Here is a 25,922-nt window from a genome sequence, read left to right on the forward strand (position 1 = left end):
TAAAGTCCTCACGTAATCAATAAGGCCTGACGGCCAACACCTGTATAAGTAGCCAGTATTATTCCACAGCGTTCGCGGATCGCCTACCCCTGATTTTCGATTTCTCGTGCCGCTAGTCGCAGCAGCCCGTCTAGCGCGGCCTTCACCGTTTGTCGGCGGACTTCGTCGCGGTTGCCGGGAAAGTGCTGCACCTCGCTGGAAACCACGTCGCCCACGCCCCAGGCCAGCCACACCGTACCCACCGGTTTGCTCGGCGAGCCACCGTCCGGCCCGGCGACACCGCTGACTGCCACGGCAAACCGCGCCAGGCTTTTCTCCTGAGCGCCACGCACCATGGCTTCGACCACCTCGCGGCTGACCGCACCCACCGTGGGAAAAAGCTCTGCCGGCACATTCAATTGCTGGGTTTTCTGCCGGTTGGAGTAGGTCACATAACCGGCCTCGAACCACGCCGAACTGCCGGGAATGCGCGTGATCGCCTCGGCAATCCCGCCTCCGGTACAGGACTCGGCGGTGGTGACGTGCGCATTGAGCAATTGCAGACGTCGGCCGAGCTCGGCAGCCAGCTGGGTGATCTCTTTCAAGGTGCTCTCCGGATCGAGTGGAATGCGTACCACCGTACACGAGCCGGTTGCGCTTTCAATACACAAGCTTATTCAAAATGTTCGGGTGCCAGCGCTCTGATATAAGCCTGACACGCTTGCAAGGCGATCAATCCACGGTCGCCTTCGCCGGTGATGGCGACAATTCGTTGAGCATGCGCCGGGTCAAGTCGGGCGCGTACGGCTGCATGATCCACGCTGCCGGCGCTGGAGGTGGCTGACACCCCGCAGCCTGAGGCAGCATCGCCTGCGTCGATGAGGACTGACAGGCGCAGATCAGCAGTGGCAAGACGATCGCGCAGGCGATCCTGATCACGTTGGGCATCGCTGAGCACTCGATAATGGGTTTGTTCACTGGCCGCGAGCCGCTGTTCAACCAGAAGACGCTTGTCTTGTTCGGCCTGTTGCGCGGTCGCAGCCGCGAGATTCAACTGATTCAACATTTCAGCGTGCAGCCGCGCCTGGTCGGCCAGCTGCCGGCCGTAGCGCCAGTCCTGGAATTGCCAGGCCAGCGCGGCAGCAGCTAAAGCAAGCAGGCCAATGCCGATCAATCGCCAGGAGACAGGCATAACACCGCCCTCGCCCGCGCCCAGAGATCCAGACGATCCTGCAGGCCGTTCAACCCGCCGTTGATTCGCCGGGTGATGCTGTTGAATTGATCGCGATCAGCCAGTTCGTTCAACCCGTTGACCGCCCAGAACCACGCAGCCGACTCGGCCGCCCATTGCGGCTGTTCGAGCAGCTCGGGCAAGCTCAGCAGCCGTTCATCGCCGAACAGTCCCAGGCTGCACTGGCGATAATTGCTGCGCCCGGTGATCTGAATCAGCCCGCGACCGCGATACTTCTGTCCGTCGCCGTCGGCCTCCGGCGTGTTGCCCAGACGTAATGCCAGCGTACCGGTGTCGTACTTGCTCAGATATTGGTTGTTGCCAAATTCGCGCACGTATTGCAGTTGCCCGGACTCATGCCCGACTTGCGCAAGAAACGCAGCGATGCGTTTGGGCGTGTCGATGCGATGGCCGGCCATAGCGGTGTTGAGTGCAGAAACAAAAACGCCCGCTTGGCTGCGGGCGTTGGGCATGATGTTGATAAGGTCATTTTCAGTAATTTGCATAATGCTCGATCCTCCCTGGATGCTTCGATTGAATCACGATTGACGCCCCCGCCCCGTCAGCCATTTCATTGCCAGGGTTTTCAGGGTGCCATCTGCTGCTGCCACTTCGGGCGAAGAAAAAACCCAGCCGAGTGTGCCGAAGTTCGCGGTCCAGTCGACTTGTGGCGCTGGAGTGACTTCAGTGATGTCTGCCCAGAGCAGATCCGGGTGAAACATCTCGACCATGTTGCCCTCGGTCGAGAACAGTTCGACCACGGTGTTTTCATGAATGCGTGCGTAGGTTTTCATCAGGCGTACTCGTAAATGATCACAACGCCAAGTGCACCTGCCGCTCCGAATCTACCGACCATATTGGGGCCTATGGCTATTCCGCCTCCACCCGAGCCGTATCCCGAGCCTGGCATCGCATACCCCTTGCCGCCACTTCCTAAAGGCGAACTGGCGCCGTTTCCGGCGAGCGTCGAGCCATTGACCGATATGCCCGGCGCCCCGGCGGCGCCAGCGGTACTAACGATGTTTCCACCGCTCGCAACGTCACCGCCTTGCCCCCCCACACAAAGTACCGTCGCATTTGCAGGCAGCCAAGTGAACCATGGAGAGCTTTGACCACCTGGCGTCGAAACCAGAGAACCAAGAGAACTGGTTCCGCCCACTCCACCGCCACTCGTGGGTGATCCAGCAGTACCGCCGAGGCCGACAGTGATTACTTGGCTGGCTCCGACGATGTCGCTCGACAGCCAAGCCTCGGCGTAACTGCCCGAACCTCCGCCTCCGGAAAGGGAATACTGGCTGGCGCCGGTCGATACGGCGCCCGCACTCCCGCCCCCACCGCCCACAACCTTGACCAGCACATTCTTCATGCCCGCGGTCGGCACATAAACGCCCGATGCAGTAAACGTCTTCACACCCAACAACCGCCCGCCGTTGGCATTGCCACCACTGGCATACACCAACACCCAGCTGTCCAGTGCCGCGCTGAAAACTACAGAACACACGCTGCCAGCGACTATCTCGGCAGGCCGCAAAGCACTCAGCGCGAGACTCACTAGCGGCTTGGGCACAAGCCCATTCGGCGCGAATGTACTCGCCGCTGTATTGGCGTTTGCGGCAGTAAAGCGCAGCGCCAAGCCATCCTTCAAAGTCGTAATGACTGGCAGGTAATTAGCCATATAAAGGTTGGCAGCACCGACATCGGCCGCATGCTTGTCCTCTCCAGCCTGACTGAGCTTTTTGATCGCTTGCAGCAGTTGCGTGGCATCCGCTTCACTCGGTGCGAGGCCAACGGATTTGACGACATTCAACAGCTCATCGGTGACGCCATTGCCCCAAGCTGCCGGGATCAATGACCCCGGCGAACCGCCGACGACGTCCTCATTGACGAATTTGCCGTTCACCAGCCCTGCACTGGGAACGCTTTTTGGATAATCCATTTCAATTCCTCAGGCGCTGACGCGCAGAAAACTTTCCAGCCAGTCAGGCTCGACCGGACGCGATTGAGCATCAGGAAAGTCCGGGGCATTGGGCCAGTCGCGCAATGCTTGCCGATACGCCAGCAGTTGCTTGAACTCTTCGGCACGCAATGTCGTGCCCCCACCGGATTCCATTTCCTCAGCGTCACGAAATACCAACCATTGAGTGTCGCGAAGCACTGAGTTGCGCCATGCGCGCTCATGAGTGATGCGCGCCGCAGGAGAGATCACCGGATCAGTCAGTACGGGTTGCCCACTGACACTGGCGCTGATGACTTTACCGAGTGCCTGTCCGGCAAACAGGTCGGCATATTGAGCGTAAGTAATTTCTACTGCGCCTTCGGGTAACTCGGGATAAGGGCTTTCGACTCGATCAAATCCGAGTGTTTGTGCGTAAAAATGAATCTTCATGGTCATTTCCCCCAAACCAGTATGCGGCCCATGATTCCCGGATCCGGTCGGACGCTTGAGGCAGCGACGTTCCTGACGCGCGCCACAGCCACCGATGTCGTTGAAGCGGCCAGATCAAATGCCCAAACGGTCGTGTTGCCCGTGCTCCAGCCAGCCGGATTGCCCTCATCGGCAACTCCGCCGACGATCGCCGTCTGAAATCTGATCGGCAATGAAATGGTCATGATGCCGCTGGCGTCGGATCCCCCCACGGCCCATTGAAAAACCAGACCGCTGGGCAGTTTTTGATAACCGGCAGTAGCGAGTTGCAAGCCAAAGGCGTTTGCATATTTCAGGCTGGCGGTGCCGTGGACCGTCCAGACGCCGTAGCCCTTAACGAGCTGCGCGCTTTCACCACCGTTGATGGTGATCGAGGTCAGATAAGCACCCTGCGGGCAGATTTGTGCTCCGGCTTTACTGGCGATCGTGATGACCGAATTGCTCAGGCAATGAAAACTCAGGGTGGCGCCATCGGGGACGCTGGAGACCTCAGGCAGCGTCACGGTGTAAGCCGTGGTGCCACCCAGCCCGAACGCACATCCCACATCTGCAGCAGTCAGCTGGGCCGTGTCGATCAAGCTTTTAGCATTGGCATGGTTACCCAACGCCCGTTGCACAAATTCAGCCGTGGCCACCGCTTTCCCGGTATCAAACTGCGGCGCAGTGGAAAACAACCGAGAACTGCGCAAAGCACCCAGCAACTGGTTGCTGGATGCCTCGTTCGGCGTCATGCCCGCCGCCTGAACCACGCTGAGTACTTCCTGCGTGACACTATTGCCCCACGTCGCCGGGATCAGCGAACCGGGTTTGCCGGCAATCGGATCTTCATCGACAAACTGTCCATTCACCAGGCCGACGCCAGGCACACTCTTGGGATAGTCCAAGGTTCATCTCCTTATCTGAAAACGTAAGCGGCGCGATGGCATCAGCCGAGCGTGCCGGGCAACCATTGCGGCGCTGAGGGCCGAGATACAGCGGTCGGATATCCGCTGGAATCAGGCCAGTCACGCAGTGCCTGGCGATACTCCAGCAGTTGCAGGTATTGCTGGGCCTTGAGCGTTGTGCCGCGCCCCAGGTCCTGCTCATCGCGATGGCGCGTGATCAGCCATTCAGTAGCTGCAAACGCAGACTGGCGCCAGGTGCGCCCTGCATCAGCGGGTTCCTTGTCCTCGGCAACCGCTGTCTGAATAACAACCGCAGGTGGCTCTGCAATCGCTGGCTCAACGGCCAGCGCGGCTGCGGCCAATGGCGCGCCGATTTCGACATTCACCCCGTCCGGCACCCGCACGATGGAGGCTACAAAAGAAGGTGCATACAGTTCAGTGATCGCGTAGTCACCACTGTCGATCAGCTCGACCGCGACACCGTTCTCGATCCGTGCGTATAGCGCCATTACTCGTACTCCCAGATTTCACAAAAGGCGTTGCCGCCAGCGCCGCTGACGACAGAGGCAGAAGGGTTGACCGAGCACGAGCCGCTGCCACCCGAACCGCGAATGCCGGCGTTGCCAACTGAGTTCGATCCGGTGAATGGGCCTCCGCCATCGAACGGACTCGCAGCTCCGCAACCGGAAAGCACTCCCCAATTGGAATTGCTCATTCCAAACCCGCCACAGATACCCCGAGCGCTGCACAGATTGCCGCCGGTCACCGCTCCGCCAGCGCCGCCCTGGATAAACCCGGACCAAGTACCCGTGGCCACGATCGCCAGTTTCTGCCCGCCGCCACCTCCTGAAACGCTCATGTAAGCGCCGAAAGATGCACCGCCGCCGGACAAACCCGTGGTGTTACTGACAGCGCCACCGGCGCCCAAAGAAACAGGTACACCGCCAAGCATTTGCGGTGTCACATCAAACAAGCTTTCGGCATAGGCGCCGGACCCACCACCGCCACCCAGGATTTGATGGTCCGCCGGCACTGGTATGCACCCGCCACCAGAGCCACCAGCCCCGACCAAGCGCACCCGGATGCGTTTGGCTTTCGGGTTGGGCTTGTAAACCGTGATCCCGACCGCGTCGATCTGTCTGATCGCCAACAACCGGCCACCGGCATCAGTGATGCCGTATCCACTCAAAGTGGTCGGTGTGTTCTTCAGTTTGTTGAAATCGACCAAAGCACCAATCGCGGTAGCCAACTGGTCGGTTTTCGCCTCGTCCGGAGTCAGCCCGGCAGCTTTGATAGCGTTGAGGATTTCTTGCGTCACACTGTTGCCCCAGACAGCGGGGATCAACGAGCCAGGCGTGCCGGCAATCGGGTTTTCATCGATAAACCCACCGTTGACCAAGCCCACACCGGGAATGCTTTTTGGATAGTCCACTGCACTGTTCCCTGTGTAGTTCAGTTGCTGACGCTGGCGCCTGGCACGACAGGCCAGTTCAGTTCACCGGGAAAACCTGGCTGTTTTTCGACCCGGTTCAACTCCACGCTGTAGAGCTTCCACTCAAGCAATTGCAGTTGTTCTTCGTGGCTCGCATCGCCGATGTCTTCGGCATATTGCAAGGGGGCGATGCGCAGGACGGCGTCGCGCAGCAGTGCGTCGCGCCGGGTAAGAACTTCGGCGCTGATCTGCGCCTGACGCTGGGGTTCATCCACGGCCCACGTGTTGTCCTGCCAGACATGGAATTGGTCGGGACAAGGCTCAGCCGTGAACTCTTGCGGTAGTGCCCCCAACTCGCTCCAGGTTTGCAGGGCACCGTTGTCTTTGCGATACACAGTGCCGCGCTGATCGATCAGCTCGCGTGGGATGCCATTGACCAGCGCCCAGCTACGGCCGGTCTCAGGTGTCGGCAGCTCGTAAGCCAGTTGCACCGCATTGGCGGGCAACTGAATACCGATCCCGGGCGTAACGAAAAACTCGACCGGCCCGACCAGAGCGCCGACGTCGTCCACTAGATAATTAAACATGGAGCACCTCAAATGACTTTCATGCGGCCGGGGTAGGCAACGTTGCGCGGGCGGGAAGAGAAGGAATACAAAAGCGTATTGGCGGGATCCATCTGGTAACTGGTGCCAGCGGGGAAAATCGGGCCACCGTTGGAGGGAGTGGTGAACACTTTTGTTTCGTGGGTCTGGGCGCCTACAGCCGAAAGACTGTCGGACCAGCGCGAGCCTACGGCGCCGGCGCCTTGGGCACCCATTACGTAGGAGTGCACCGTACCCGCCTGATTGGAACCCATTACACGCGCCGGATCGGCGTTGCGCCCTTCATCGAGCACTCGCAGAAAGTCGCCGCGCAGTTCTGGCCCACGGAAGGTCAGCGCGCCGTCGCCCGGCGTCCAGTTGCCTTCATTACCGGCCCGGGTGGCTTCGGTATTGAGCATCCCCGAGCGCTGTGCGTGATCCCACAACCACGGCCACTCGGCACGGTTCATCAGCGTACCGTTAAGCGCGCCGTAACCACCCGGGCTGAGCAACGTGGTGGTCTCGAAAAAGGGTCGGCCCAACGCGGTATTGTCGAAGCGACCGATCGGCCACCAGCTACCAGCACCGTCACTGCGCAAATGCCACCAGTCACCACCGCCCATCAGCACTAGAAACGGGTAGCCGCTTGGGGACAGGTGCGTGTGAAAACGGATCCGGTCAGTGCCGGACGCCTGCACCACCAGTCGATTGCCGCTGTTGTCGACGCGCCGCAAAATTACGTCGCGTACACCCAGTCCGATGTTGGCCGCAGGCAACGTCAATGTTGTGGATCCGGGACTTCCGTCGATCAATACCAGCCCAAGTTCCTGATCACTTAGCGTCTTCGATGCCGCGAGCCGCGTCACCACCGAACGCATCGGACTCGCCGCCCCGACAATCGCCTGAATCGCCTTGAGCAACTGTCCGGTATCCGCCTCGGAAGGCATCAGCCCGCCACCGGCAATCACATTCAAAATTTCCTGGCTGACGCTGTTGCCCCAGACGGCCGGGATCAGCGAACCCGGGGTGCCGGCGACGGGGTTTTCATCGACAAACCGGCCATCCACCAGCCCGACGCTGGGAATGCTTTTTGGATAGTCCATAAGTTTCTCATTCCTCTGTAATGACAAATGAAGCGTGCGCGAACGGAGGTCACTGCGACCCTGGTCACGCTTCGTCTTCTGAAAATAAAAAGCCCACTCGAGAGTGGGCTTGGGTAAAGGGAGAGCGATTGGGGTACAAGGCGTTGATCAGGCCAAAGACCGCCTCACGGTGCTCGTTGAGATAACCGCGCAAGCCACTTCGGCGATTGAGGCCGCGATCCGGTGTCCAAGGTGTCGCCAGCGCCAGGCCAATCTCGTAGAGCTTGGCGCCAGGCCTGCAACCTGGAGAACTGTTTGCTGCTCAGCGCTGTTTGACTCCCGACGTCCAGCTCATCGCGATGGCGGGTCACCAACCAGTCAGATTCGGCGAGTTGCACAGTGCGCCAGCTGCGCTCAGCCTGGGCTGAAGTACCTGACGAAATGCTGACTTCGGGTGGTGCGCTGAAGATTTCGTTCGCATAGTTCCAGCCGACAGAAACCGAAGTGCCGACTGGCAGCAGAACCCCGCCGTCGACATCACCGCTCACCAATGCAGTTACCTTTCCGTCCTCGATAATGGCTTTCATTGTCAAACCTCCCATCTGACGCGAACGTTAATCCGACCCGCTGCGGTAAGGTTCTGTGACCATGCGGAAATCGCCACACGCCCGGCATAACGGTCAGTGAATCCACCTTCTGGCATGAACTGGACGCCGGTAAAGCCGACCCCGATTTCTTCACTGATCACGCCGTAGTCGGTTTTGACGTTGTCATCAAAATCGTAGATTCCGGCAATGTACGCACGTGGTTTACGCGCCCAGTTCAATGCCACCGAATAATTGCCATTGGCACCCGACCAGACACCGACCGCCTCCAGCCGGGCCTTGTTCGCCAGCAGCGTCAACTTGGGCAGTGTCCCCGCACCTGCGGTCACCACTCTGGCCACCAGCATGTCGATACAAGTCGAATCGAACCCACCACCATTGCCGCCGGTTCCACCCTTCATGCTCGCAGGAACTACATCGGTGTCCGCGCCCTTTTGCGTGTAGCAAAACACTGCGCCGTTGCGAATCTGCATACGCAGAAAATAGGTGCTGTTGAGGTCAAGCCCGGCCGACGCCCACAACGGTGTGAGCAACGTACGTGGCCGCGCGGTCATGCCGACTGTCACCTCTTCGCCCAAGCTGACCATCACACCGCTCGGCACTGATACCGTTCCGCCTGCCGAAGACGTCGCGGCAGTCACGGCGATGCGTCCGTCCGCCGTCGCTACTGTCGGAAACGCCAGCGCCGCAAAGGGCATCGCATCCTGGGACAGCACACTTTTCAGCGCTCTGAGCAATTGGTCCGATTCACTCTCGGAAGGCACCAGCCCCGCAGCGCGGATAACCGTCAGTAACTCCTCGGTCACCCCGTTACCCCACTGCGCTGGAATCAACGATCCCGGCGTCCCCAGCAACGGGTTTTCATCAACAAACTTGCCATTCACCAAACCGGCGCTGGGCACACTTTTCGGATAATCCATTCCATCACTCCCTAGTCATAATTGATGTGCACTTTGGTATGCGCCGGTGCGCTGCGGTGGATCAGGCATTCGAGCGCCGAGCCGGGATTGACGCCGAAGCGTTCGCCCCAGTAACTCGCGCCGAAACGCCGACCGAGCAGCAGCCGTCCGCCGGTGTTGAGCGTCCACATGAATTGCGCTTCCCAGGTGCCGAAATGCGCCGCGCCGAAACGTGCGCGGCCCATGCGCGGGGCTTCGAGTTCGGTGATGGTTGCGTTCGGGTAACCCTGGCTTTTGGCGATTTCGATGTAGTAGCCGACCGCCTGACTGCCGACCGCCAGCAGGCGCCGACGCACCGCGAGGCGTCGATCGTCGAACAGCGGCGCGGCGCCGAGGCATGGGTCGGGCAGGTTCATCACCTGTTCCCAGTCCGGCACCAGTTCGCTGACGCCGGCCGGGTCCATCTCGTTGAGCAGGTCAGCGGCGCGCGCGTCGAGGCGCGCCAGTTCGACGGCCACGCCGTGTAGCACTTCCTCAAGCTCCGGCACGCGCTCCGGATCCCACGCAGGGCCGGACGGCAGCAAGGCGCGCAGTTGCGCCTGGTATTGCGCGGCAGTTCTTATGCCTGCCATACGCAACCTCCGAAGGTCAGCAATTCACTGTCGCCAGCCGTCACGTTGGCCACGGGTGCTGCGAGGATATGGTCGGTCTCGCCAGCCGCGCTGCTGATCGCTTCGCGGATGTGGCTGATCAACAGATCCTCGCCGAGATCGGCTTCGCGGTTGTGCAGATCGCGCAGCTGCGTTTCAACGGCAGCGCGCACTGCGCTGGTGTCGGGAATCAGCTTCAACTTATAGGCCACCGGCACCTGCACCGGTGGCAGCACATGCACCTCGGCAGTCACCGGGCGCAGGGGCTCGATGTACGCCTGAACCTCGGCCAGTTGTTCGGCGTTGGGCACCGGTTGCGGATCGTCGTCACGCATGATGTAGACGCCGACAGTACCCGGCCCGAGGAAGCCGCCGCGGCACCAGGCACGGGTCACGCCAGGGCATTCCAGTGCCCAGGTTTCATAGTCCTGCGCCGAGCCGCCATGCGGAATGATCCGATACGAACGGATCACCCGCGAGCGCAGGGATTCGAGACTTTCACGCGCAACACCGCCGTTCAGGCCGGGCGCCAGCACCACGAAACTGTTGCCGACAATACCGGCAATCGGTTGCGTCGGCGTCAGCGCCAGACCCGCCTCGGCGTTGCCCAGGCTGCCGGCATCCAGCGCAGCAATCGTGGTGCTGTTGAGGCCATTGGCGGTGGTGCGCGAAGCGGTGACTTTGTAAGTGCGGCCATCGCTCGCCTGCAACAGTGTGTCGACGTCGAGCACTGCGCCAGCCGTAGCAGTGAAACTCACGCTACCGCTGGCCACTTGCGCAGCTTTGCGCGGTTGATTCAGACGCAGTGCGGCGATGCGCTCAAGGGTCGATTCATCGGCCGTGTCGGGCAGGATCTGCTCGGCGATCCAGTCAAGGTAGCCATACAGACCATAAGCCGCGCCGCCCAACGTTCGGGCGAGCACTTGCGCATCGGACTGGCGCAGCGAATCGCCGGCCAGGTCGCTTTGGGTGCGCTTGATCAGCACCGGCAGCGAAGGGGTTTCAAACGGCATAGATCACCTGCCAACTGTTATCGGGGTTGATGTCCAGGCGTTCGCCGTCGGCCAGGGTCAGGACGATGCGCAAGTTCAGGCGCTGGTCGTCGAGGCGTTCGCTGATGATGTCGAGTGCGCTGCAATGGCCGTCGTCGATCAGCCATTGCAGGGCTTCGCGGGCATAGAATTCGGCGTCCATCTGGGTCTGTCGGGTCAACTTGACCCGGCGCAGCAGCCACAGCCGCGAGCCGATGCGGTCGTCGGCGACGCTGGGAAAACTATCGCCCCACCAGCCGAAGCGTTCGTCGTCATCGAGGGCATCGTCATCGGCGGCGCGGCGCCAGGTGAACAAGCTGATGAGCACTGCGCGAGTCAGCGCGGCGTGCAGGTTTTGGCTGATGAACATCATTTGCCTCCTGCCGGCACGCCGGTCTGACCGTTGCCTGCCTGCACGCCGACGTGCACGTGTTTGATCTGGCTGATGCCGCCGGCAAGCTGATCGCCGGTGGAGACGATTTTGCCGGTCTGATTGATCACCGGCGTGTCGAAGTTCACCGCGCTGCTGGCGCGAATGTTCAGCGTGGCGGTTTCGATATCGATTATCCGCCCGCGCTTGAAGTGGATCTTGTCGCCTTCGTCGGTGTAGATCGCCACTTCACCAGCGGCCAGCGCTTGCAGGCGATAGCGACGGTCGGCGACCACCAGTGCGATGGCATGGGAACGGTCGCCGCCAAGAAAGGTGACGATGCCCTCGGCGCCGGCCAGCGGATGGCTGGTGAAACCGTAGGGTTCGAAGTGCTCCATGTCGTCGTTGACTTCACCGGCGGTGAGGCGCATTTGCAGCGATTGCAGCTTGGAGGCCGAACTGGCGAGCACGACAGTGCCGCGCGCCAGCAGGCGAGTCAGTAGGCTCATAGGGTTGTCCTTGGGGATCGGCGAACACCGACAAACCTGTGGGAGCTGGCTTGCCCGCGATGGCGGTGTGTCAGGCAAAGATGTGTTTGAGCGACCATAGCTATCGCTGGCAAGCCAGCTCCCACAGGGTTTTGTGTCAGGTCTTGGGTTTTTGTGTCAGGTCTTGGGATTTTTCGGTGGTGAAGGATTGGCATCAAAAGTATGCGGCGGCGCCACGTGCAATGTGGTCACCGAGCCTTGCGCCGAGAGTGAGTAGGTCACCTTGGAAATCAGCATGTCCTCATCGAACCCGAGCACCGGATCCTTGACCCGCACCAAGGTGTTGTGACGCCACAAATCACCGTTGGACTGCCGCCAGCCCTGCACCTGATAGGTAGTGCTCAAGGCGCGGCCCATGCGGGTCGCGCTTTCCCATTGCGCACGTTGCTGTGCCAGTTCAAAGGTCAGTTGCGTGCCTTCGTTGATCACCGTGGTGCGCTGCCGTTTGAAGCTCAGATCGGCCGCCGACGATTCCACCTCGCTGACCGCCGCCCCGCTCTGCTTGTCGTTGCCTTTTTGCTGGCCGATCACCCGGTAGATGGAAAACACCTGGCTGTAATCCATCGGCGCGTTGGCCGAGAGAATATTCTTGCCCAGCTCCAGCGCATCACTCGCACGCCCGCCGCTGCCGGGGTTGGCCAGCACCAGCCGCCCTTCGGCATCATCGGTAGAAAACACCCGGTACAGCGAGAGCAAGCGGTCGATGGATTGGAACACCGTTTCCCCCGGCACGATGGTGTGCTTGCTCAGGCGCGCGGTCTGCGGGATTTCACTGACGACCATCAGCGAGTTGTTCATCGCCAGGTCCTGGACGATGCTCAGCAGCGGCTGTTCCTGCCATTGACCGGGGCGGTTGGTCGCCGCGCAATCCACCAGATCCTGAGTCCTGGAACTGCCTTCGATGCTCAGGCTGATCTGCCGACCGTCATAGCTGATCGGCGCCTTGAACACATAACCGGTGAGCACCAGATCCTCACCGATTTTCACCTCGCAGGGATCACCCGGTTTGATCCGGTTATCCACCGTCTGCCCCGGCCATTGCCAAGTGATATCCAGTTTGAAGGTGCGGAACTGACGCTCCAGATCCGCGGTGATTTCCACGCTTTTCCAGCCGCCGTATTCCATGTTGTTGACGGTCAAGGTGACGTGGTTGTCGATCTCGCTCATGGCTCACTCCCTGGAGACTTTCACTTCGTTGGGCGAAAAACCGGGATGGGTAATGCCGTTGCGCTGCTGCACTTCGTCAACCCGCGTCGCGTCGGCAAATTGCTTATAGGCAATCACCACAGCAGGAAAACTCTCCTGAAACGATTTGCTGACCTGGCGCACACCGGACGATGCCACCGCTTTGAGGTGCGCGGTCAGCGCCTCCTTCACATCGCTGATAGCCTGAAAGTGTGCGGGGCCGGCCTTGTCCAGCATCGGATTGATCGCCGCAGCCACGGCGTCACGCAGGGCCTGCATGTCGTCACTGACCGGCACTTCCTGGCGGGCCACGGGGCTTGTCGCCTGCTGTCCCACGGAGGGTATCGATTGCAGCTTCACCGGCGCTTTCGCGACTGGCATCGACGCCACCCATTGCGCGACCTTGACCAGCATCGTGTCCTGCACCAGATCCGCCATGGCTTGCGCCGCCGCGTTGGTGTCCTTGCCGGTGGTGATCTTCGGCGCATCGGCCTTGCGGATGGCTTCGAGTTGTTGGGAAACGTCGGCAATCACGCCACGGTAACCCTCCTTGGCGAACGCCTTGAGCTCCTTGATATCGCCGAGCAAACCCTTGAATTCCGCCGCCACTTCCTTGGGCAATTCCTTGACCGCTTTGACCAGTTCAGTGATTTGCCGGTACTGCTCGATCAATGGTTTGAGCTGCTCTTTGATTACCTCGTACACGCCGGTCAGGCTGTTGCGCAGATTGGCAATACCGATCCGCGCAGCTTTGATTAACGTCATCGCCTGTTCGAAGCGCGCCACCGCCGAACCGAGCAGCGTGTCAGCCTTGGCCAGCAGCACTTTCTGCGTGCTGACCGTGGCTGTCGGAAACGGCAGCGGTCGGTCGGGATAGAACTTCAGCGTGAAGGTCACCAGCCCGCCGTCCTGGCGGGTGTGGCTCATGTCGCATTCGCCGACCTTGACTTGCAGGCGTCCGAGCCACGGGTGCACCAGTTCGCCGCTGCCCAGTTCCAATGCCTTGAGCAGTTTGTCGCGCTGCTCCAGGCAATCGGCGCCGACAATGAACGCCGTCAGATCATGGGTCTTGGCCTGCTGGCCGAGGTCCTCGAAAAACGGCAGATCACGCTGCGGGTATTCGTGCAATTGCCCCTTGCGACCGACCGGAGTTTTCGCCGAATCGATCCAGAACCCGACACCGCGAAAGGATGCCGGCAATAAACGGTCACGCCAGTTCATTGGAACCTCCCACGGACAGCGAGCGGTAGCCGATGCGCGAACTGAGCGCCAGCCCCGGTTGATTGGTTTGCGGTTGATCGGTGCGCAACCCGGCCGGCGCATTTTCGAAGCGCACGGTCAGGCCGCCTTCGAGTTGCGTACGGTTATTGGCGGCGCTTTGCTGGATCAGCGCGCTGGAGGATTGCGGCAAGGAGCCGGCCTGCAACGCATTGCTACCTTGAGGTTGCACACTGGCGCCGAAGAACGCCGGCGCCAGTTCACCCTTGCCTTCGGCATTGGTCTGCCGCTGGGCCTGGGTCAAGCCTTCGACCTTGCCGGTGACTTTCGCCACCAGTCCGGCGAAGCCGCCGTCGAACAGCTCCTTGATTGGCGCGATCACGGTTTGCAGCTTTTGCCACAACTCGCCGAACCACTCGGTGATCGGCGCCCAGTTCTTGATGATCTGCCCCAACGGTGTCCACTCGAACATGTTGTGCAGAAACTCCAGCACCGGCGTGGCCAATGCTTGCACCACACCCCACAGCGCCGAAAACACTTCGCTGATCGGTTGCCAGTACGTCGCAATCTGCTCCAGTGGCGACCATTCGAACAGCCCGGCGAAGAAGCTCTTCACCTGCTGCGCAGAGGCTTGCAGCGCCGCCCAGATCGGCTCGAAAAAGCTGACGATACTGCCCCAGTTATTGACGATCATCCCCAGCGGGGAATAGTCGAACAGCGTGGCGAAGAAGTCCTTGATGACTTGCGCCGCCGGTTGCAGCGCCGTCCAGATCGAGGCGAAGAAGCTGGTGATCGCGCCCCAGTTGTTGATGATCATGCCCAACGGTGTCCAGTCGAACAGACCTTTGAGGAACGCCATGACCGGCACACTCAAGGCCTTGAGCAATTCCCAGATCGCCGAGAACAGGCCGGTCAACGGCCCCCAGTTTTCCACGATCATGCCCGCTGGCGACCACGAGAAAACCGACTTGAAGAAGTCGATCACCGGCGCAGTCAGCGCTTTGACCTTGTCCCAGATTGCCGAGAAGAAACCCGTAATCGGTTCCCACAGCGCCGCCAATGCAGCCAGCGGTCGCCAGTCGAGGATCGAACGCAGCGTCGCCATGGCATTCGCCCCGACGCTTTTCACCCCGTCCCACAGGCCAGTGAAGAAAGCCGAAATCGGCGTCCAGTTGGCCACGATCAAACCGGCTGCCACGGCAATGCCCATCGCAATCAGCATGATCGGATTGGTCTTGAGCACCATGCTCATCACGTCGAACACCTGAGTCGCGCCGGTCACCGCGGTTTGCATCGCGGAGAACGCGATGGCGCCCGCCGCGAGGCCTTCGACCAGTTTCGGGTTGTCGGCGAGCAAACTGCCAAAACCGGTCAACATTGGCTCAAGCCCGACCACCACGGCACCGACCGCCGGCACCAGTGCGGCATTCACCGCCGTCGAGACCTTCTCCATCGAAGCACTGAACACATCCATGTTCTGCGCTGCGGCTTTCGGCGCCGCAGGCATGTCCACGGTTTTCGCCGTCTCGCTGACTTCGGCCAACTTGCCCTGAAACGCCGCTGCCGACTTTATGCCGTCCACGAACGGCGTGATCACGCTGCCCCCCTTGAACAGACCACTGATGTCCAGTTTGCCGAGGCCGGTCTGTTCGAGGTTTTTCTTGAAACCCTCGACTTTTGCCCGCAGGGCGCCGAGTTTGGGTGACAGCTCATCGATGCCCGTGAGCAGCACCGAGGTTTTCGCTTTGGTATCTGTGTCTGCCATCACTGCACCTGCTGCATCGCATTGATCCGTTGCGCGTGCTCCAGCGATTCGCGGAGCACATCCAGTGGCCTGGCCATCATCTGTTCGGGGTCAACCTTCCAGAACCAGGCCAGGTCATAGGCGACTGCGATCAGGTCGGTGATGGCGCCGACGCCGCACTCATGAAAAAACTTGCGACGGCCCAGCTCAACGCGTTGAGGTCAGCCAGATCCAGCTGGTTGACCGACGACGGTGGAATGCCGGCGCACACCGCGATGTATTTCGCGGCGACGTCCATGTCGAGGCTGACCTCTTCGTTCTTGTCGATCTTGTACGGCAGCGCCTTGATCGCTCGCACTTCCTGCACCGTCGGACGGCGCAGGACGAGTTCGGTCAGAGGCTCGCCGTGCGCTTCGATCGCAACCTGAAGCTGCACGGCGCCACTCATTGCCAGGTCCCCTTGATGCCTTCGAACTTCAGTTCGATGGTGGCGTCATCGCCTTTGGAGACTGGTTCTTCCACCAGATAAGCACCGGCCAGGACGTAGACTTTGCCGTTGCTGAATTCGCAGGTGACAGTGATGTCGGTGCCTTCGATCAGCTTCTTCAGCGGGAAGTCGGCGGTGTGCAGCGCGGTCACTTTGAACGACGGCGCGATGTCGGTTTCCTTGTAGAAACCCGGCACTACGGTTTCCCGTTTGACCGCCAGCAACGGCGCTTCGCAGCCGCCATTGATAGTCAGTTGTGCGCCGTCGACCTTGACGTAGCAGGTGCCTGCAATCAGTTGACCCATGGTGTTACTCCCTTCAAATAAAAAGCCCACGCGAGGTGGGCTGAATTCACAGATTCAAACGTGCCGATCAGGCAGCGTCGTCGTACTGCAGACGGAACTGGTTGAGCAGTGCGAACACGCGCAGACCGTTGATGTAATCCGGCGGGAACAGCACGTTTACGCGGCTCGGATCCTGCACGTCGCGCTCGACGACCAGGTGCTCGGCGAACAGCTCGGCGTTTTCCACGTGGCCTTCCAGTTCGAGCTTGGCGTACTGGGCGATCAGCTCACCGCGAATGGTGCTCGGGGTGACGATGGGCTGGCCGGCGCCGAAACGCGTGCCGTCGGAAGCCAGTTTGTGGCGGCCGTATTTGCTGGTGATCACGCTTTGCAGACGACGCACGATGTACGCCGACTGGTGCATGGTTTCGCTGTCCAGGTACGAGTTGTCAGCCTGGCCGTAAGCGTTTTTCTGGTAGGTGGTGATCGAACGCTGGATGCGCACATAACCGCCTTCGTAGTAAGCGGTGGCGATGCCGTAGTTGAGCAGCGACTGACGCTCGGTCAGGGTGAAACGCTCGCTGGCCGGGGCCGGATCAACGCCCGGCAGACTGCCGCTTTGGGTCGGACGGCTGGCGTCGGCGGAGATGAACACCGCAGTGCGCGCAGCCAGTGCAGCAGCCTGCACCCAGAACGGTTGCGGAACGCCCGGCTCCAGCGCCTGAATGGTCATGTGCTGATCGTTGCGTGCCTGACCGGCCGCCACCAGCGTGCCGACGGTGCCGCGCTTGGCGCTGTAGACGTGACCGAAAAGTTGCTTGGCCCACGACCAGCGACCGGTGCTGTCATCCATGACCGCTTGCCAGGTGTTGAGGGTCGACAGATCCGACCACGGCAGCGTGATGAACTCGAACGGTTCGTCGCCCAGTGCCGCGACCGCAGCGATCTGGTCCGGCACACCGGCACCGCCGGTCATGGCGGTAATTGCGCTGGTCAGGCCGGCCGGGGTTTCTTCGCCGTTGCTCTTGCCCAGGCGATTGAATTGCAGGTTGATATCGTTGCCGCTCTCGCCGGTCCATTTGGCGGTCAGAGTGACGACACCTTCCGCGGCGGCTGCGCTCACTGGCAGGTCGGCGCTGGCGTTGATTTTTTGTGCCAGTGCGGTGGCCGCTTGCGCAGCGGTGGCACCATTGACCACGGTGGCTTGAACGCGAACGCCGCCAACATACAGATTGAGCAGGCCAGCCTGAGTCGCGGTGCCGGTCAGGGTCAGCACGCCTTTGGCGATGGCGCCTTCGGTGTTGTGCAGCGGCAGGCACCAGATCTCGCCGATCGGGTCAGCCTTGCGGAAGGTCTCGTACATCGAAGCGAGCATCGAGCCTTGGCCGCCGATGCTCTTGGCCAGCGCCACGCTGGACACCAGCACCAGCTTGCCGACTTCGGTCGGGGCGATGTTGTCGTTGACCTGAGCCACGATCAGTCGGCGCATGGCCGAGGTCGCGCTATTGGCGGCCGAGTTGTCCATTTCGGCATAGAACAGCGGTACACGAATGTCCGCGGGGATGTTGCTGAATCCGATCGCCATTATTTGGCTCCCTGTGGTTTAGCTTTTACGGTTTTGAGGGTGATATCGCCGTCGGCCAGACGTCGGCGCCACCAGGCGCTGTCCAGCACTTCACGGCCCTCGAGGGGCAGCAAGTCGCCCGCTTCCGGGTCAGGCACGGCACGGCCAGCGGCCGGCACTACGGTGATGCGATTGCTCATGGGGTTACGTCTCCAGAGAAAGTCAGTTCCACGCGCCCATCAGGGCCCGGGCGTTTCAGGTTGGGGTCGGCCGGGTCGATCGCATCGACCCGCACGGTGGCCCCGGTAAAGGACGCCAAGGCGTCCAGTTCACGTTCGTGCCAGCTCTGCGCAGGCTGATCGGGCAGGTTGCGCCCGAGCTGGAACTCGGCAAAAAAGCGCAGCCGGTAAAAGGCGCGGCTGCTGTTGATCGAGACCAGTTCGCCGCCGTCATAAACGATGGCGCTGTAGTCGGTGCCTGGCTTGAACCCAACCAGTGCGCGCCACAGTTCGGCGCGCAGGTCATGCAACAGATCCAGCGCTTTTGTAGCGTCGGTTGCGTCAAGCACCAGGACGATTTCAAAGCGGTCGCGGATCGGTTGCAGCGCGAGGTTTTGCGCGGTGCTCGCGCTGGCCAGATCGGCGAGCGGAGTGACGTGGGCCGAAGGTGTTGGCAGGTTCGGGTCGCCTTTCAGTAGCGCCAGGTCGATACCGACGGCGATATGGCCGGCAAGGCTTGGGCATTGCGCACGCAGCTGCGTGAGGATCGGGGTGATCTTCATGGGGGCGTTCCAGAGATAAAAAACTGTGAGAGCGGGCTTGCTGAGAAAGGTGTGAATCAGTCTGTGGACGCGGCCTTGGGATCGAGACCGGTTGCCTCGATCAAGCAGCGATAGCTTTCCTCGCGCTTGCCGCTGGCGGTGACTTTTTCGATCGACCAGCGACCGCGCATGAAGTCAGGCCAAGTGTCATCGAGCACCAACAGGCCTTCGGCCGCCAGCAGCGGATTGCCCGGGCAGGTGACTTTCAGCTTGTATTTCTCGCGCAACATCTTGCGCACCTCGGCTTCGCCGATGGCTTTGGCTTCTTCTTCACTGGGCTGTTTCTGGCGAATGACCTTGTAGGGCTCGGAACCGGTTATCACCTCGCGCAGCTTGCCGGCAGCGATGTCCCAGAAGCAGGTCTTGCAACCCTGGTTCTGGGTACGAGCGGTCTCTTCCAGCATGGCGCTGATGAAGGCGTGATCGCCCGGTCGATTGTTGCTGGTCACTGACAGCCTGACGTCAGGTATCACCTGGCCCGAGAGGTTTTTCAGCTGCGCCGGTTTCGCCAGTACGTAGAGGTCGTTGAAAGGTTTGGCCACCGCGTCGTACTTGCGCGCCAATCGCGTGATGAAGCTCATGTCGGTTTCGTTCGACTGATCAACATGAGCAATCCGGATCAGCGCCAACTCGGGATCGACGCGTGGCGAAAAACCGTGCGGCAAGACCAGCTGGCGAAACAGTGCGCCAAGGGTGGTGGGGCCATGGCTGGCCGTGCGCCGTTCCTTGAATCGGGTCTCATCCTTGCCGCTGAAAGGCGCTGCGGTAGCCACCAACGTCAAGCGTAACGGGAACAGCGTCGGTGTCAGTCGAGTCACCTTGAACTGGCCCTTTTCGACCAGCCCGGACTCCAGATAACCGACCCGCAGGCCGATTTTTCCGCCCAGCGTCGGCAAGCCTTCAAGGCCTTCCAGGTCGATCACCAGTGTCAGTTGATCGGACTCCATCCCGGCGGCATCAATGTGCTCCCAACTGATCAGACGCTGGTTCAGCAGGGCTTGGTTGGCGCCGTAGATTTCGATCGCCGGTGTAAATCCCTGTGCCATGCAACCTCCTTAGTCCCAGGCCAAAACCGGCTTGATCGCGGCGGGCCGACTGTCGAGTTCCGGCAGCGTCACCCAGATGCCCGCCGGCAAAACGGGGCCGTATTCGGCCAGGGTCGAATTGAGTTTCCACAACGCTGCCTCGGCCTGATCGTCTGAGCGACCCGACTCGCGGTACAGCAGCAGATTGACCGAATCACCGGCCACGCTTCGGACCTTACGCATTGTTGAACTCCGCTAATTCGAGTACCCACTTGATCACCATCGCGGTGCCGTCATCGATGACCTCGCTCTGGTTCTCCTGAACGCTGATGATTCGCCACAAACCCCAGTTGCGACCGATGCCGTCGATCAACGGCAGCGGTGCTCTCAAGGCTTGCAGCGCACGGAGTTCATCGAGCCGTTCCATGGCCACGGCGTACATCGAGGTGCCGCCGATGGTCAGGCTTTCCGGCTTTTGTCCGGTCTGATGGGACTTGGGTTTGCTGGTGAGGATCGGCAATTCAGTCCAGCCACCGTCGGATTTGCGCGCCAGCGTGCTGTAGGCAAACTCGCGGGACAGACCGAAGATGAAACTGCCGAGTGCCATTTGTTGTTTCATCAGGCGACTCCATCGGTAAGGGCTGCGTCACGGCGGGTGCCGAGGGGATTGGTGTTCATCAATGGTGTGAACTGGCTGTCGAATTGGCTTTGCAGGTGTTGAGTGACAAGCAGGCCGATGCTTTCCGAGCTGCCGGGATCGCTGCAGTACACCTGAACCGAAGGTGCGTAGGTGACTTGCTGGTTCGAGGCTTGGGCGATCGCCAGATCGGTGCTGACCTGGCCGGGGGCGGCGAGTGTGTCTGGCGCGGCGACCGCGAGTCGGTCCCCCAAAGATCCCGCCGCGCCAACATCCTGCCAGCCATCGACCAGGCCACCCTGCGCAACTGCAAACGCAGCCTTTTCAGAGGCTGGCGCAGCAGGCGAGAGAGGCTGCATTGAAGCTATCGACGGTTCCAGTGGTGGAGCATTTACCACAGAAGTCTGTTCGAGAATATTTGTCGGGCCAGTGGCGGAGGAACGTTGACTGGCAACGCTCATAGCCGGCTCGTCGGTCGGCAACCTGGCTGCAGGATCTGCGGAAAGTGCCAAGTCTGGCGGGCCTCCAGAGCGGCTTTTGAAGATTCCTTTGCCGACCTTCTCCTTCAACTCCTCGGCCCCCGCCTCGAGCACGAAACCAATCAGTATTTTGAGCGCCGCCGCCACCGGCAACAGAATCTCAGCAGTTTTCGGATTGGCCTCCGCCCAGTCACTGAGGTTATCCAGGCCAGCGCCGGCCGCGCCAAGCGTATTACGCGAAGGCGACAATGCATTGGCGTTGATCGTTGCCCATCGCTCCTGACGAGCATTGTGAATGTTCCACTGCCCTTGCTGCGTATTGGACAGCGCCAGCGCAGACTGGCGGACCGAGCCTTGGTCGCCGAGCTTCGAAGTTGCGTATTGATCTTTGTCCTTCACTAGCGCGAAGGCTTGGTTCACGTCCCCGAGGTTCTGCGCCAGTAACTGCGCGGCATCACCGCTGTCGGCAAATATTGTCCGCGCCAACGCGGCGCGTTGCTCTACCGGTTTGGCGTTCAGCGCAGCAAATACCGAGATCAGCGCACCCTGTGCATTTTGCTTGTCCGGGTCGCGCATCGCCGTGGCCACGGCAGCGGGATCCAGTCCCAACTGCTTCCAGGCGCCACGCTCAGCGACTGTGGCCTTGTCACCTTTGCCCAGCCCAATGGAAATGCTCTTCAACGCAGCGCCGGCATCGTCTTTGTTCGTCCCGCTGCCGAGTAGTGCAGCCGACAACGCGGCGGCCTGCTCTGGCTGCATGCCCGCGGCAATCGCCGCGCTGCCCGACTCCTTGAGAACTGCACCGATGTCTGCCGCTTTGACGTCCCCGGGCATTTTCCCGAGTTGGTTGGTCGCATCCGCGAGGTCAAACGCCTGATCGCGAGTCAGCTTCATCGACGTGCGCCACACCGCCATCATCTCGGCGACTTCCATGGCCGGGACTTTGAATGCTGACGCAACCACCGCAGCGTCACCGGCGAAGTTGAGCAGCTCGAACGGTTTGTCCGCCGCGTTGGTCAGATCATTGCCGATCCCTGCGTCAGCGGCAAACGTTGCGACCTTGAGCAACTCGCTACCGCTGGTTCCTCCCGCCGCCACCATTGGCGCGGTGGCGGTCCTCTGGCTTGTCTGCGCCATCTCTTTGCTTTGTCTGGAGGTCAGGTGCGCGGCATCCTTTAACTCAGCTTCTGCCAGGTCCAACGCGATGGCCGGTTGTAACATCTCAGGCGGCTCGATCCGGTCAATGCTCTCGACCGAAGTCTTTGGTTCGCTGGCGGTCTCTCTTTTGGCAGTGGCGCTGGCGGATAGCGAGTTCAGGTTCGAAAGCGCCAACTTCAAGGCGTTGATCGCGGTTGTCAGCAAACCAATACTGGCACTCGTCTTGAGCAGCGCCTGACTCAATCCGGAGAGTTGATCTGTGGCTATTTGTCCGCCACCTGTATTCGCGGTGGCCGGGGTCAGATTGAGATTTCCAGACGCCGCTGCACCGCGTTCAGCGGCATTCATCGGCGCATATTTGCTTTCTGCCATTGCCGCTCTACTCCTGTTTCACGCCAAGGCGAGTGATCGCGATGTCGTAGCGGCGCAAGGCCTTTTCGGCGTCCCACTCCAGAATTTCCGCTTCACTTACCGGGTAAATGAGCGGCACGATATCGAGGATTACTTCGATGTCGCGCTCTGAAAGAAGGCCGCCGGCTGGTTTAAAAAATCGTCTATGCGCACCTGCAACTGAGTCCAGTCCGGGACGCTCAACAACGCCAGATCGGGGATCATCAGCCCGGTGCAATGAGCGGTGATGAACTCGGCGCGTTCCTTGGCCGTTTTCAGTTTCTTCATCACTTTGGTGGCACGCAGAACCGGCATTTCCAGACTCAGCGAGGTCACGGTGCGGCCGGTGATGGCGAGCGGTTGCAGCAGTTGCACTTGATCGGGATCGTCGGACTTTTCCGCGTCTTCGATCTGCTGGAGAAAGTACGACGCCGGACGGGTCGACATTTCGTGCACGTATTGCGCGATGGTCACGTAGTCCGGGCGTTTGAGCTGATCGAGTTCCTTGACCGACAGCCCGGTGGCGAGCAGCGCCAGCTCGAAGAACTGATCGTCTTCGTCATCGCCGGCACGGGCCAGCGCGTCTTTTTGTGCGGCGTAGAACAGTGGTTTGAGCTGGATCTGGTTGATCTGCGAGCCGTCGTCACCGGTGATCGGCGACAACAAGTCATGCTTGGGTGGCATCCACGACATGAATGAATTCCTTGAAATTGCTATGACCCTGTGGGAATTGCCCCCCACAGGGTTGGTGCTGGATCTGCCGAAACGACTTACGGCATCAGCACCGCGCGACGTGCATCGCCGAGGATGTCGACACCGTTGAGCACGAACTTCTGGGTACGCACGTCGATGTCGATCACCGGTACGCCGTTTTCCAGGCGGTTGTAGGTGCGGCAGGACAGCTCCAGATTGGTCTTGGGTTTTTCGCCCATTTTCACCGCGGTTTCCTCGAGGGATTTCAGCTTGCCGCCGACCGTGTGGTAGGTGAACCAAGTGTTGCCATCCTGATCCTGACCGGCTTCACGCACGTTCAGCAGGATGTCGTCGCCCAGTTTCACGCCCAGCGCCAGCATCACTTCGGTGCCCATGCCTTGCAGGGTCAACTTGGCGGCGAGCGCTTTGCCGCCCTTGGCCATTTCTTCGACGATGAAGCGCCCGCCGCGCATTTCTTCCATGTCGAATTCAATTTTCGGCGGAGTGAATTCCTCGACGGTCGCCGACAACGGCAAGCCTTGCAGAGTGGCCGCGATGGCCTGGCGATTACGGTTGGTAAACATTAGAGAACGTCCTCCAGGAACTGCTCGATGATTTCATCGCGGGCGTTGAGTTGATAAACCATGTGTTCGTTCGGCGCGTAGCGGCCGTAGTCGATGACCACGAACCAGGTGCCGTTCTTGTACTTCTCGACGCTGTTGAGTTCCGGGTGCAGGTACACGCTGCCGCCGGGAATGGTTTCGTCGGCGACCAGGGTTTGCAGCCAGTCGTTGATGCGCTTGACCTCTTGATCCATGAAGGATTTGGTCAGGTTCTTGGCCATGGCTTTCTGACCGGCCTTGACCAGCTTGCGGCTGATCGCATCTTCGAGGCCGACGTAGCTGATGAACTTGCCGGTAACCGAGCGGTTACCCAGCAGCGAGAAGCCGCCGAGCACGGTGCGGGCGTAGTAGCTGATGCCGTAGCGGTTGAGCAGGTCGCCTTCGGTGGAGGTGTCGAGGATGTTGTATTCCACCACCCGCGACACGTCTTCGGCGTAGGTCACCTGGTTGCCCGGGCTTTCCCACTGCTTGACCTTGGCCAGCGCGGCAATCGCCAGGCTGGAAGGCGACAGGAATACGTTTTTCTTCGCCGCTTTCGAGTACACGGCGGGCATGTTGTGCACCACCAGGCAACGGTCGAAACCGAGGTCGGCGCCACCCAGTTCCTGGCTGTACAGAACCTGGTCAGCGACCGCAGCGTCCTTGCCGTCCAGCACCACGCGGGCCTTGATGCGTTTGCCGAACGAGGCGAACTCGCTGGCCACCGCTTTGGTGCCGGTGAAACCCGGCGCGCCGATGATGGTCAGGTCTTCCGGGACACTGCCCAGCGCGGCCAGACCGAGCTTGCGGCCGGTCAGCGGCTCGACGCCACCGATCACCGCGTTGACGGTATCGGCCGGGGTTGCGCCCGCTTCGACGATCACTACGTACACCGGCACTTTGACCACTTTGAGGATCTGGTAGACCGCGTGGTACAGCGTGCCCTCTTCCGAACCGGTCGGGTCAAGCAGCGCATGCGTGGTGAAGCTGTTGATGCGAAACGGTGCGTTACGCGGAATCAGCGGATCGGCTTTCGGCGCGGTGCCGACCAGACCGATCACGTTGTCACCCAGACCACCCATGGCCTCGGGGGATTCAGTAGCGTTTACGGTAATGCCGTTGTGCTCGAAGTTCAGAACCTCAGCCATATTCAGTCAGCCTTCTTGGCAGCGGCCTTCACGGCCTGGGTGGTTGTGGTTTTCAGTTCCAGTCGACCGGCGAAGTGCAAGGCACTGGCCTCGACGTCGAGCAGATCGAGTTCTTGACCGATGCTCGACCAATGCCCACCGCCGGTGGGGAATGGAACGAGCACGGTGTAGGTTTGGCGAGTTGCCATTCGAGTTTCTCCAAAGACGAAAAAGCCCCTTGGTTTCAAGAAGGGGCTATCAGTTACTGATCAGCGGATAAGAAAACGCCCCGTCAGTGCGGGGCGTTTTTATTCAGGCAGGCTAGCGAGCCATTCCGGCGCAGCTGGGCGGTTTTCGCTCAAAGGCAACTCGCCGCCGACCGGCCAGATGCGCAGCACGTGGCGATAGGTCTGCAACTCGATGTATTGCGCCGGGGTCAGCAGGGTTGGCCAACGGTCCACCTCGTCACGGTGACGGTTGACCACGGGATCAGTGAGCGCGATCTGCTGTTTGCGCCAGTAGCGTTCAATGCTCTCAAGTTCCGCAGGCGTTGGCCCCGGCCGATCAACCAGCACCGGATAGTTATTTTCATTCATGACAATCATCTTGCCGGTAGACAGCCCGTTCAATAACTCGAGCCAGTACTCCCGAGAGATTTCAACTGCATCGCTTGGAATTTCGGAATGAATGGCGGGATCGTAAAAACCGCCCGTGGAGGGTGCATAAAACATAGGTTCTTCCTTGTTTGATAAGTAACGACTCTAAAACCACCCGCCTGGGTGGCCAGAT

At 60.6% G+C, this 25,922-nt stretch carries 34 protein-coding genes; all 34 read right to left on the reverse strand.

The genetic code is table 11. From position 1 onward, the window contains the following. Positions 1–83 precede the first annotated feature (83 nt). The 34 genes from ACP7EE_RS18300 to ACP7EE_RS18465 all read right to left on the reverse strand — a co-directional run bounded on the left by ACP7EE_RS18300 (position 84) and on the right by ACP7EE_RS18465 (position 25,864). Positions 84–584: a CinA family protein gene (locus ACP7EE_RS18300; RefSeq protein ID WP_426235712.1), complete on the reverse strand. Its 501-nt coding sequence runs from the start codon at positions 582–584 to the stop codon at positions 84–86. Positions 585–652: 68 nt separating this feature from the next. Beyond that, positions 653–1,171, reverse strand: coding sequence for a lysis system i-spanin subunit Rz (locus ACP7EE_RS18305; RefSeq protein ID WP_426205481.1), 519 nt, complete (start codon positions 1,169–1,171; stop codon positions 653–655). Further along, positions 1,150–1,716, reverse strand: coding sequence for a glycoside hydrolase family 19 protein (locus ACP7EE_RS18310; protein WP_426235714.1), 567 nt, complete (start codon positions 1,714–1,716; stop codon positions 1,150–1,152). Before ACP7EE_RS18310 ends, ACP7EE_RS18305 begins: the two co-directional genes overlap by 22 nt. A 33-nt stretch (positions 1,717–1,749) precedes the next feature. After that, the gene (locus ACP7EE_RS18315) at positions 1,750–2,004 is read right to left on the reverse strand and encodes a hypothetical protein (RefSeq protein WP_426205479.1); all 255 of its coding nucleotides are present in this window, start codon (positions 2,002–2,004) and stop codon (positions 1,750–1,752) included. Beyond that, positions 2,004–3,146, reverse strand: coding sequence for a hypothetical protein (locus tag ACP7EE_RS18320; protein ID WP_426235716.1), 1,143 nt, complete (start codon positions 3,144–3,146; stop codon positions 2,004–2,006). Before ACP7EE_RS18320 ends, ACP7EE_RS18315 begins: the two co-directional genes overlap by 1 nt. Positions 3,147–3,155: 9 nt before the next feature. Further along, positions 3,156–3,596 carry a phage tail assembly chaperone gene (locus ACP7EE_RS18325; protein ID WP_426205477.1) on the reverse strand — a complete coding sequence of 147 codons (441 nt, stop codon included), beginning with the start codon at positions 3,594–3,596 and terminating at the stop codon, positions 3,156–3,158. A gap of 2 nt (positions 3,597–3,598) precedes the next feature. Then, positions 3,599–4,519, reverse strand: a complete 921-nt coding sequence (locus tag ACP7EE_RS18330; protein WP_426235718.1) for a gp53-like domain-containing protein — start codon at positions 4,517–4,519, stop codon at positions 3,599–3,601. 41 nt (positions 4,520–4,560) lie between these two features. Then, on the reverse strand, positions 4,561–5,028 hold the full coding sequence (locus tag ACP7EE_RS18335; protein WP_426235720.1) for a phage tail assembly chaperone: 468 nt from the start codon (positions 5,026–5,028) through the stop codon (positions 4,561–4,563). Next, complete coding sequence (locus ACP7EE_RS18340; protein ID WP_426235722.1) at positions 5,028–5,951, reverse strand: hypothetical protein; 924 nt, start codon at positions 5,949–5,951, stop codon at positions 5,028–5,030. The genes ACP7EE_RS18335 and ACP7EE_RS18340 overlap by 1 nt, the downstream gene beginning before the upstream one ends. A 20-nt stretch (positions 5,952–5,971) precedes the next feature. Next, positions 5,972–6,538, reverse strand: coding sequence for a tail fiber assembly protein (locus ACP7EE_RS18345; RefSeq protein ID WP_426235724.1), 567 nt, complete (start codon positions 6,536–6,538; stop codon positions 5,972–5,974). Between the two features lie 8 nt (positions 6,539–6,546). Beyond that, on the reverse strand, positions 6,547–7,638 hold the full coding sequence (locus ACP7EE_RS18350; protein WP_426205472.1) for a phage tail protein: 1,092 nt from the start codon (positions 7,636–7,638) through the stop codon (positions 6,547–6,549). 164 nt (positions 7,639–7,802) lie between these two features. Continuing rightward, the gene (locus ACP7EE_RS18355; RefSeq protein WP_426206218.1) at positions 7,803–8,204 is read right to left on the reverse strand and encodes a hypothetical protein; all 402 of its coding nucleotides are present in this window, start codon (positions 8,202–8,204) and stop codon (positions 7,803–7,805) included. 2 nt (positions 8,205–8,206) lie between these two features. Continuing rightward, positions 8,207–9,142, reverse strand: a complete 936-nt coding sequence (locus tag ACP7EE_RS18360; protein WP_426206217.1) for a hypothetical protein — start codon at positions 9,140–9,142, stop codon at positions 8,207–8,209. 11 nt (positions 9,143–9,153) lie between these two features. Beyond that, positions 9,154–9,753, reverse strand: coding sequence for a YmfQ family protein (locus ACP7EE_RS18365; protein WP_426235726.1), 600 nt, complete (start codon positions 9,751–9,753; stop codon positions 9,154–9,156). Further along, positions 9,741–10,784 (reverse strand): baseplate J/gp47 family protein, encoded by a 1,044-nt coding sequence (locus tag ACP7EE_RS18370; RefSeq protein ID WP_426235728.1) that lies wholly within the window; start codon positions 10,782–10,784, stop codon positions 9,741–9,743. Before ACP7EE_RS18370 ends, ACP7EE_RS18365 begins: the two co-directional genes overlap by 13 nt. After that, positions 10,774–11,172: a phage GP46 family protein gene (locus tag ACP7EE_RS18375; RefSeq protein ID WP_426235730.1), complete on the reverse strand. Its 399-nt coding sequence runs from the start codon at positions 11,170–11,172 to the stop codon at positions 10,774–10,776. The genes ACP7EE_RS18370 and ACP7EE_RS18375 overlap by 11 nt, the downstream gene beginning before the upstream one ends. Further along, entirely contained in the window at positions 11,172–11,681 is a 510-nt protein-coding gene (locus tag ACP7EE_RS18380) for a phage baseplate assembly protein V (protein WP_426206213.1), read from the reverse strand. Before ACP7EE_RS18380 ends, ACP7EE_RS18375 begins: the two co-directional genes overlap by 1 nt. 156 nt (positions 11,682–11,837) lie before the next feature. Next, a complete protein-coding gene (locus tag ACP7EE_RS18385) occupies positions 11,838–12,887 on the reverse strand; it encodes a phage baseplate assembly protein (RefSeq protein WP_426235732.1) in 1,050 nt (349 codons plus the stop codon). 3 nt (positions 12,888–12,890) lie between these two features. Continuing rightward, positions 12,891–14,126, reverse strand: coding sequence for a DNA circularization protein (locus tag ACP7EE_RS18390; RefSeq protein ID WP_420648284.1), 1,236 nt, complete (start codon positions 14,124–14,126; stop codon positions 12,891–12,893). Further along, complete coding sequence (locus tag ACP7EE_RS18395; RefSeq protein ID WP_426235734.1) at positions 14,113–15,888, reverse strand: phage tail protein; 1,776 nt, start codon at positions 15,886–15,888, stop codon at positions 14,113–14,115. The genes ACP7EE_RS18390 and ACP7EE_RS18395 overlap by 14 nt, the downstream gene beginning before the upstream one ends. Positions 15,889–16,018: 130 nt before the next feature. Further along, positions 16,019–16,315 (reverse strand): phage tail assembly protein, encoded by a 297-nt coding sequence (locus tag ACP7EE_RS18400; RefSeq protein WP_426206208.1) that lies wholly within the window; start codon positions 16,313–16,315, stop codon positions 16,019–16,021. Then, the gene (locus ACP7EE_RS18405) at positions 16,312–16,659 is read right to left on the reverse strand and encodes a phage tail tube protein (RefSeq protein WP_420648287.1); all 348 of its coding nucleotides are present in this window, start codon (positions 16,657–16,659) and stop codon (positions 16,312–16,314) included. Before ACP7EE_RS18405 ends, ACP7EE_RS18400 begins: the two co-directional genes overlap by 4 nt. Before the next feature lie 67 nt (positions 16,660–16,726). After that, positions 16,727–18,223 carry a phage tail sheath subtilisin-like domain-containing protein gene (locus tag ACP7EE_RS18410; protein WP_426235736.1) on the reverse strand — a complete coding sequence of 499 codons (1,497 nt, stop codon included), beginning with the start codon at positions 18,221–18,223 and terminating at the stop codon, positions 16,727–16,729. Beyond that, positions 18,223–18,402 (reverse strand): DUF2635 domain-containing protein, encoded by a 180-nt coding sequence (locus ACP7EE_RS18415; RefSeq protein ID WP_420648289.1) that lies wholly within the window; start codon positions 18,400–18,402, stop codon positions 18,223–18,225. The genes ACP7EE_RS18410 and ACP7EE_RS18415 overlap by 1 nt, the downstream gene beginning before the upstream one ends. Then, entirely contained in the window at positions 18,399–18,983 is a 585-nt protein-coding gene (locus tag ACP7EE_RS18420) for a phage tail terminator protein (RefSeq protein ID WP_426235738.1), read from the reverse strand. Before ACP7EE_RS18420 ends, ACP7EE_RS18415 begins: the two co-directional genes overlap by 4 nt. A gap of 56 nt (positions 18,984–19,039) precedes the next feature. After that, positions 19,040–20,068: a phage late control D family protein gene (locus ACP7EE_RS18425; RefSeq protein ID WP_426235740.1), complete on the reverse strand. Its 1,029-nt coding sequence runs from the start codon at positions 20,066–20,068 to the stop codon at positions 19,040–19,042. A 9-nt stretch (positions 20,069–20,077) separates the two neighbouring features. Further along, the gene (locus ACP7EE_RS18430) at positions 20,078–20,290 is read right to left on the reverse strand and encodes a tail protein X (protein ID WP_420648292.1); all 213 of its coding nucleotides are present in this window, start codon (positions 20,288–20,290) and stop codon (positions 20,078–20,080) included. After that, positions 20,283–20,666 (reverse strand): phage tail protein, encoded by a 384-nt coding sequence (locus tag ACP7EE_RS18435; protein WP_420648293.1) that lies wholly within the window; start codon positions 20,664–20,666, stop codon positions 20,283–20,285. The genes ACP7EE_RS18430 and ACP7EE_RS18435 overlap by 8 nt, the downstream gene beginning before the upstream one ends. Further along, positions 20,666–22,693: a phage tail tape measure protein gene (locus tag ACP7EE_RS18440; protein ID WP_426206201.1), complete on the reverse strand. Its 2,028-nt coding sequence runs from the start codon at positions 22,691–22,693 to the stop codon at positions 20,666–20,668. The genes ACP7EE_RS18435 and ACP7EE_RS18440 overlap by 1 nt, the downstream gene beginning before the upstream one ends. A 129-nt stretch (positions 22,694–22,822) precedes the next feature. Beyond that, positions 22,823–23,404 (reverse strand): phage tail assembly protein, encoded by a 582-nt coding sequence (locus tag ACP7EE_RS18445; RefSeq protein ID WP_426206200.1) that lies wholly within the window; start codon positions 23,402–23,404, stop codon positions 22,823–22,825. Positions 23,405–23,481: 77 nt separating this feature from the next. Further along, positions 23,482–23,988: a phage major tail tube protein gene (locus ACP7EE_RS18450; RefSeq protein WP_426235743.1), complete on the reverse strand. Its 507-nt coding sequence runs from the start codon at positions 23,986–23,988 to the stop codon at positions 23,482–23,484. Then, the gene (locus ACP7EE_RS18455; protein ID WP_420648297.1) at positions 23,988–25,154 is read right to left on the reverse strand and encodes a phage tail protein; all 1,167 of its coding nucleotides are present in this window, start codon (positions 25,152–25,154) and stop codon (positions 23,988–23,990) included. The genes ACP7EE_RS18450 and ACP7EE_RS18455 overlap by 1 nt, the downstream gene beginning before the upstream one ends. Before the next feature lie 2 nt (positions 25,155–25,156). Continuing rightward, positions 25,157–25,342 carry a hypothetical protein gene (locus tag ACP7EE_RS18460; protein ID WP_426235745.1) on the reverse strand — a complete coding sequence of 62 codons (186 nt, stop codon included), beginning with the start codon at positions 25,340–25,342 and terminating at the stop codon, positions 25,157–25,159. Between the two features lie 99 nt (positions 25,343–25,441). Next, entirely contained in the window at positions 25,442–25,864 is a 423-nt protein-coding gene (locus ACP7EE_RS18465; RefSeq protein WP_426206195.1) for a phage tail protein, read from the reverse strand. Positions 25,865–25,922: the final 58 nt, after the last annotated feature.

The organism is Pseudomonas sp. TWP3-2, assembly GCF_049897765.1.
In the GTDB taxonomy this organism is placed as follows: Bacteria; Pseudomonadota; Gammaproteobacteria; order Pseudomonadales; family Pseudomonadaceae; genus Aquipseudomonas.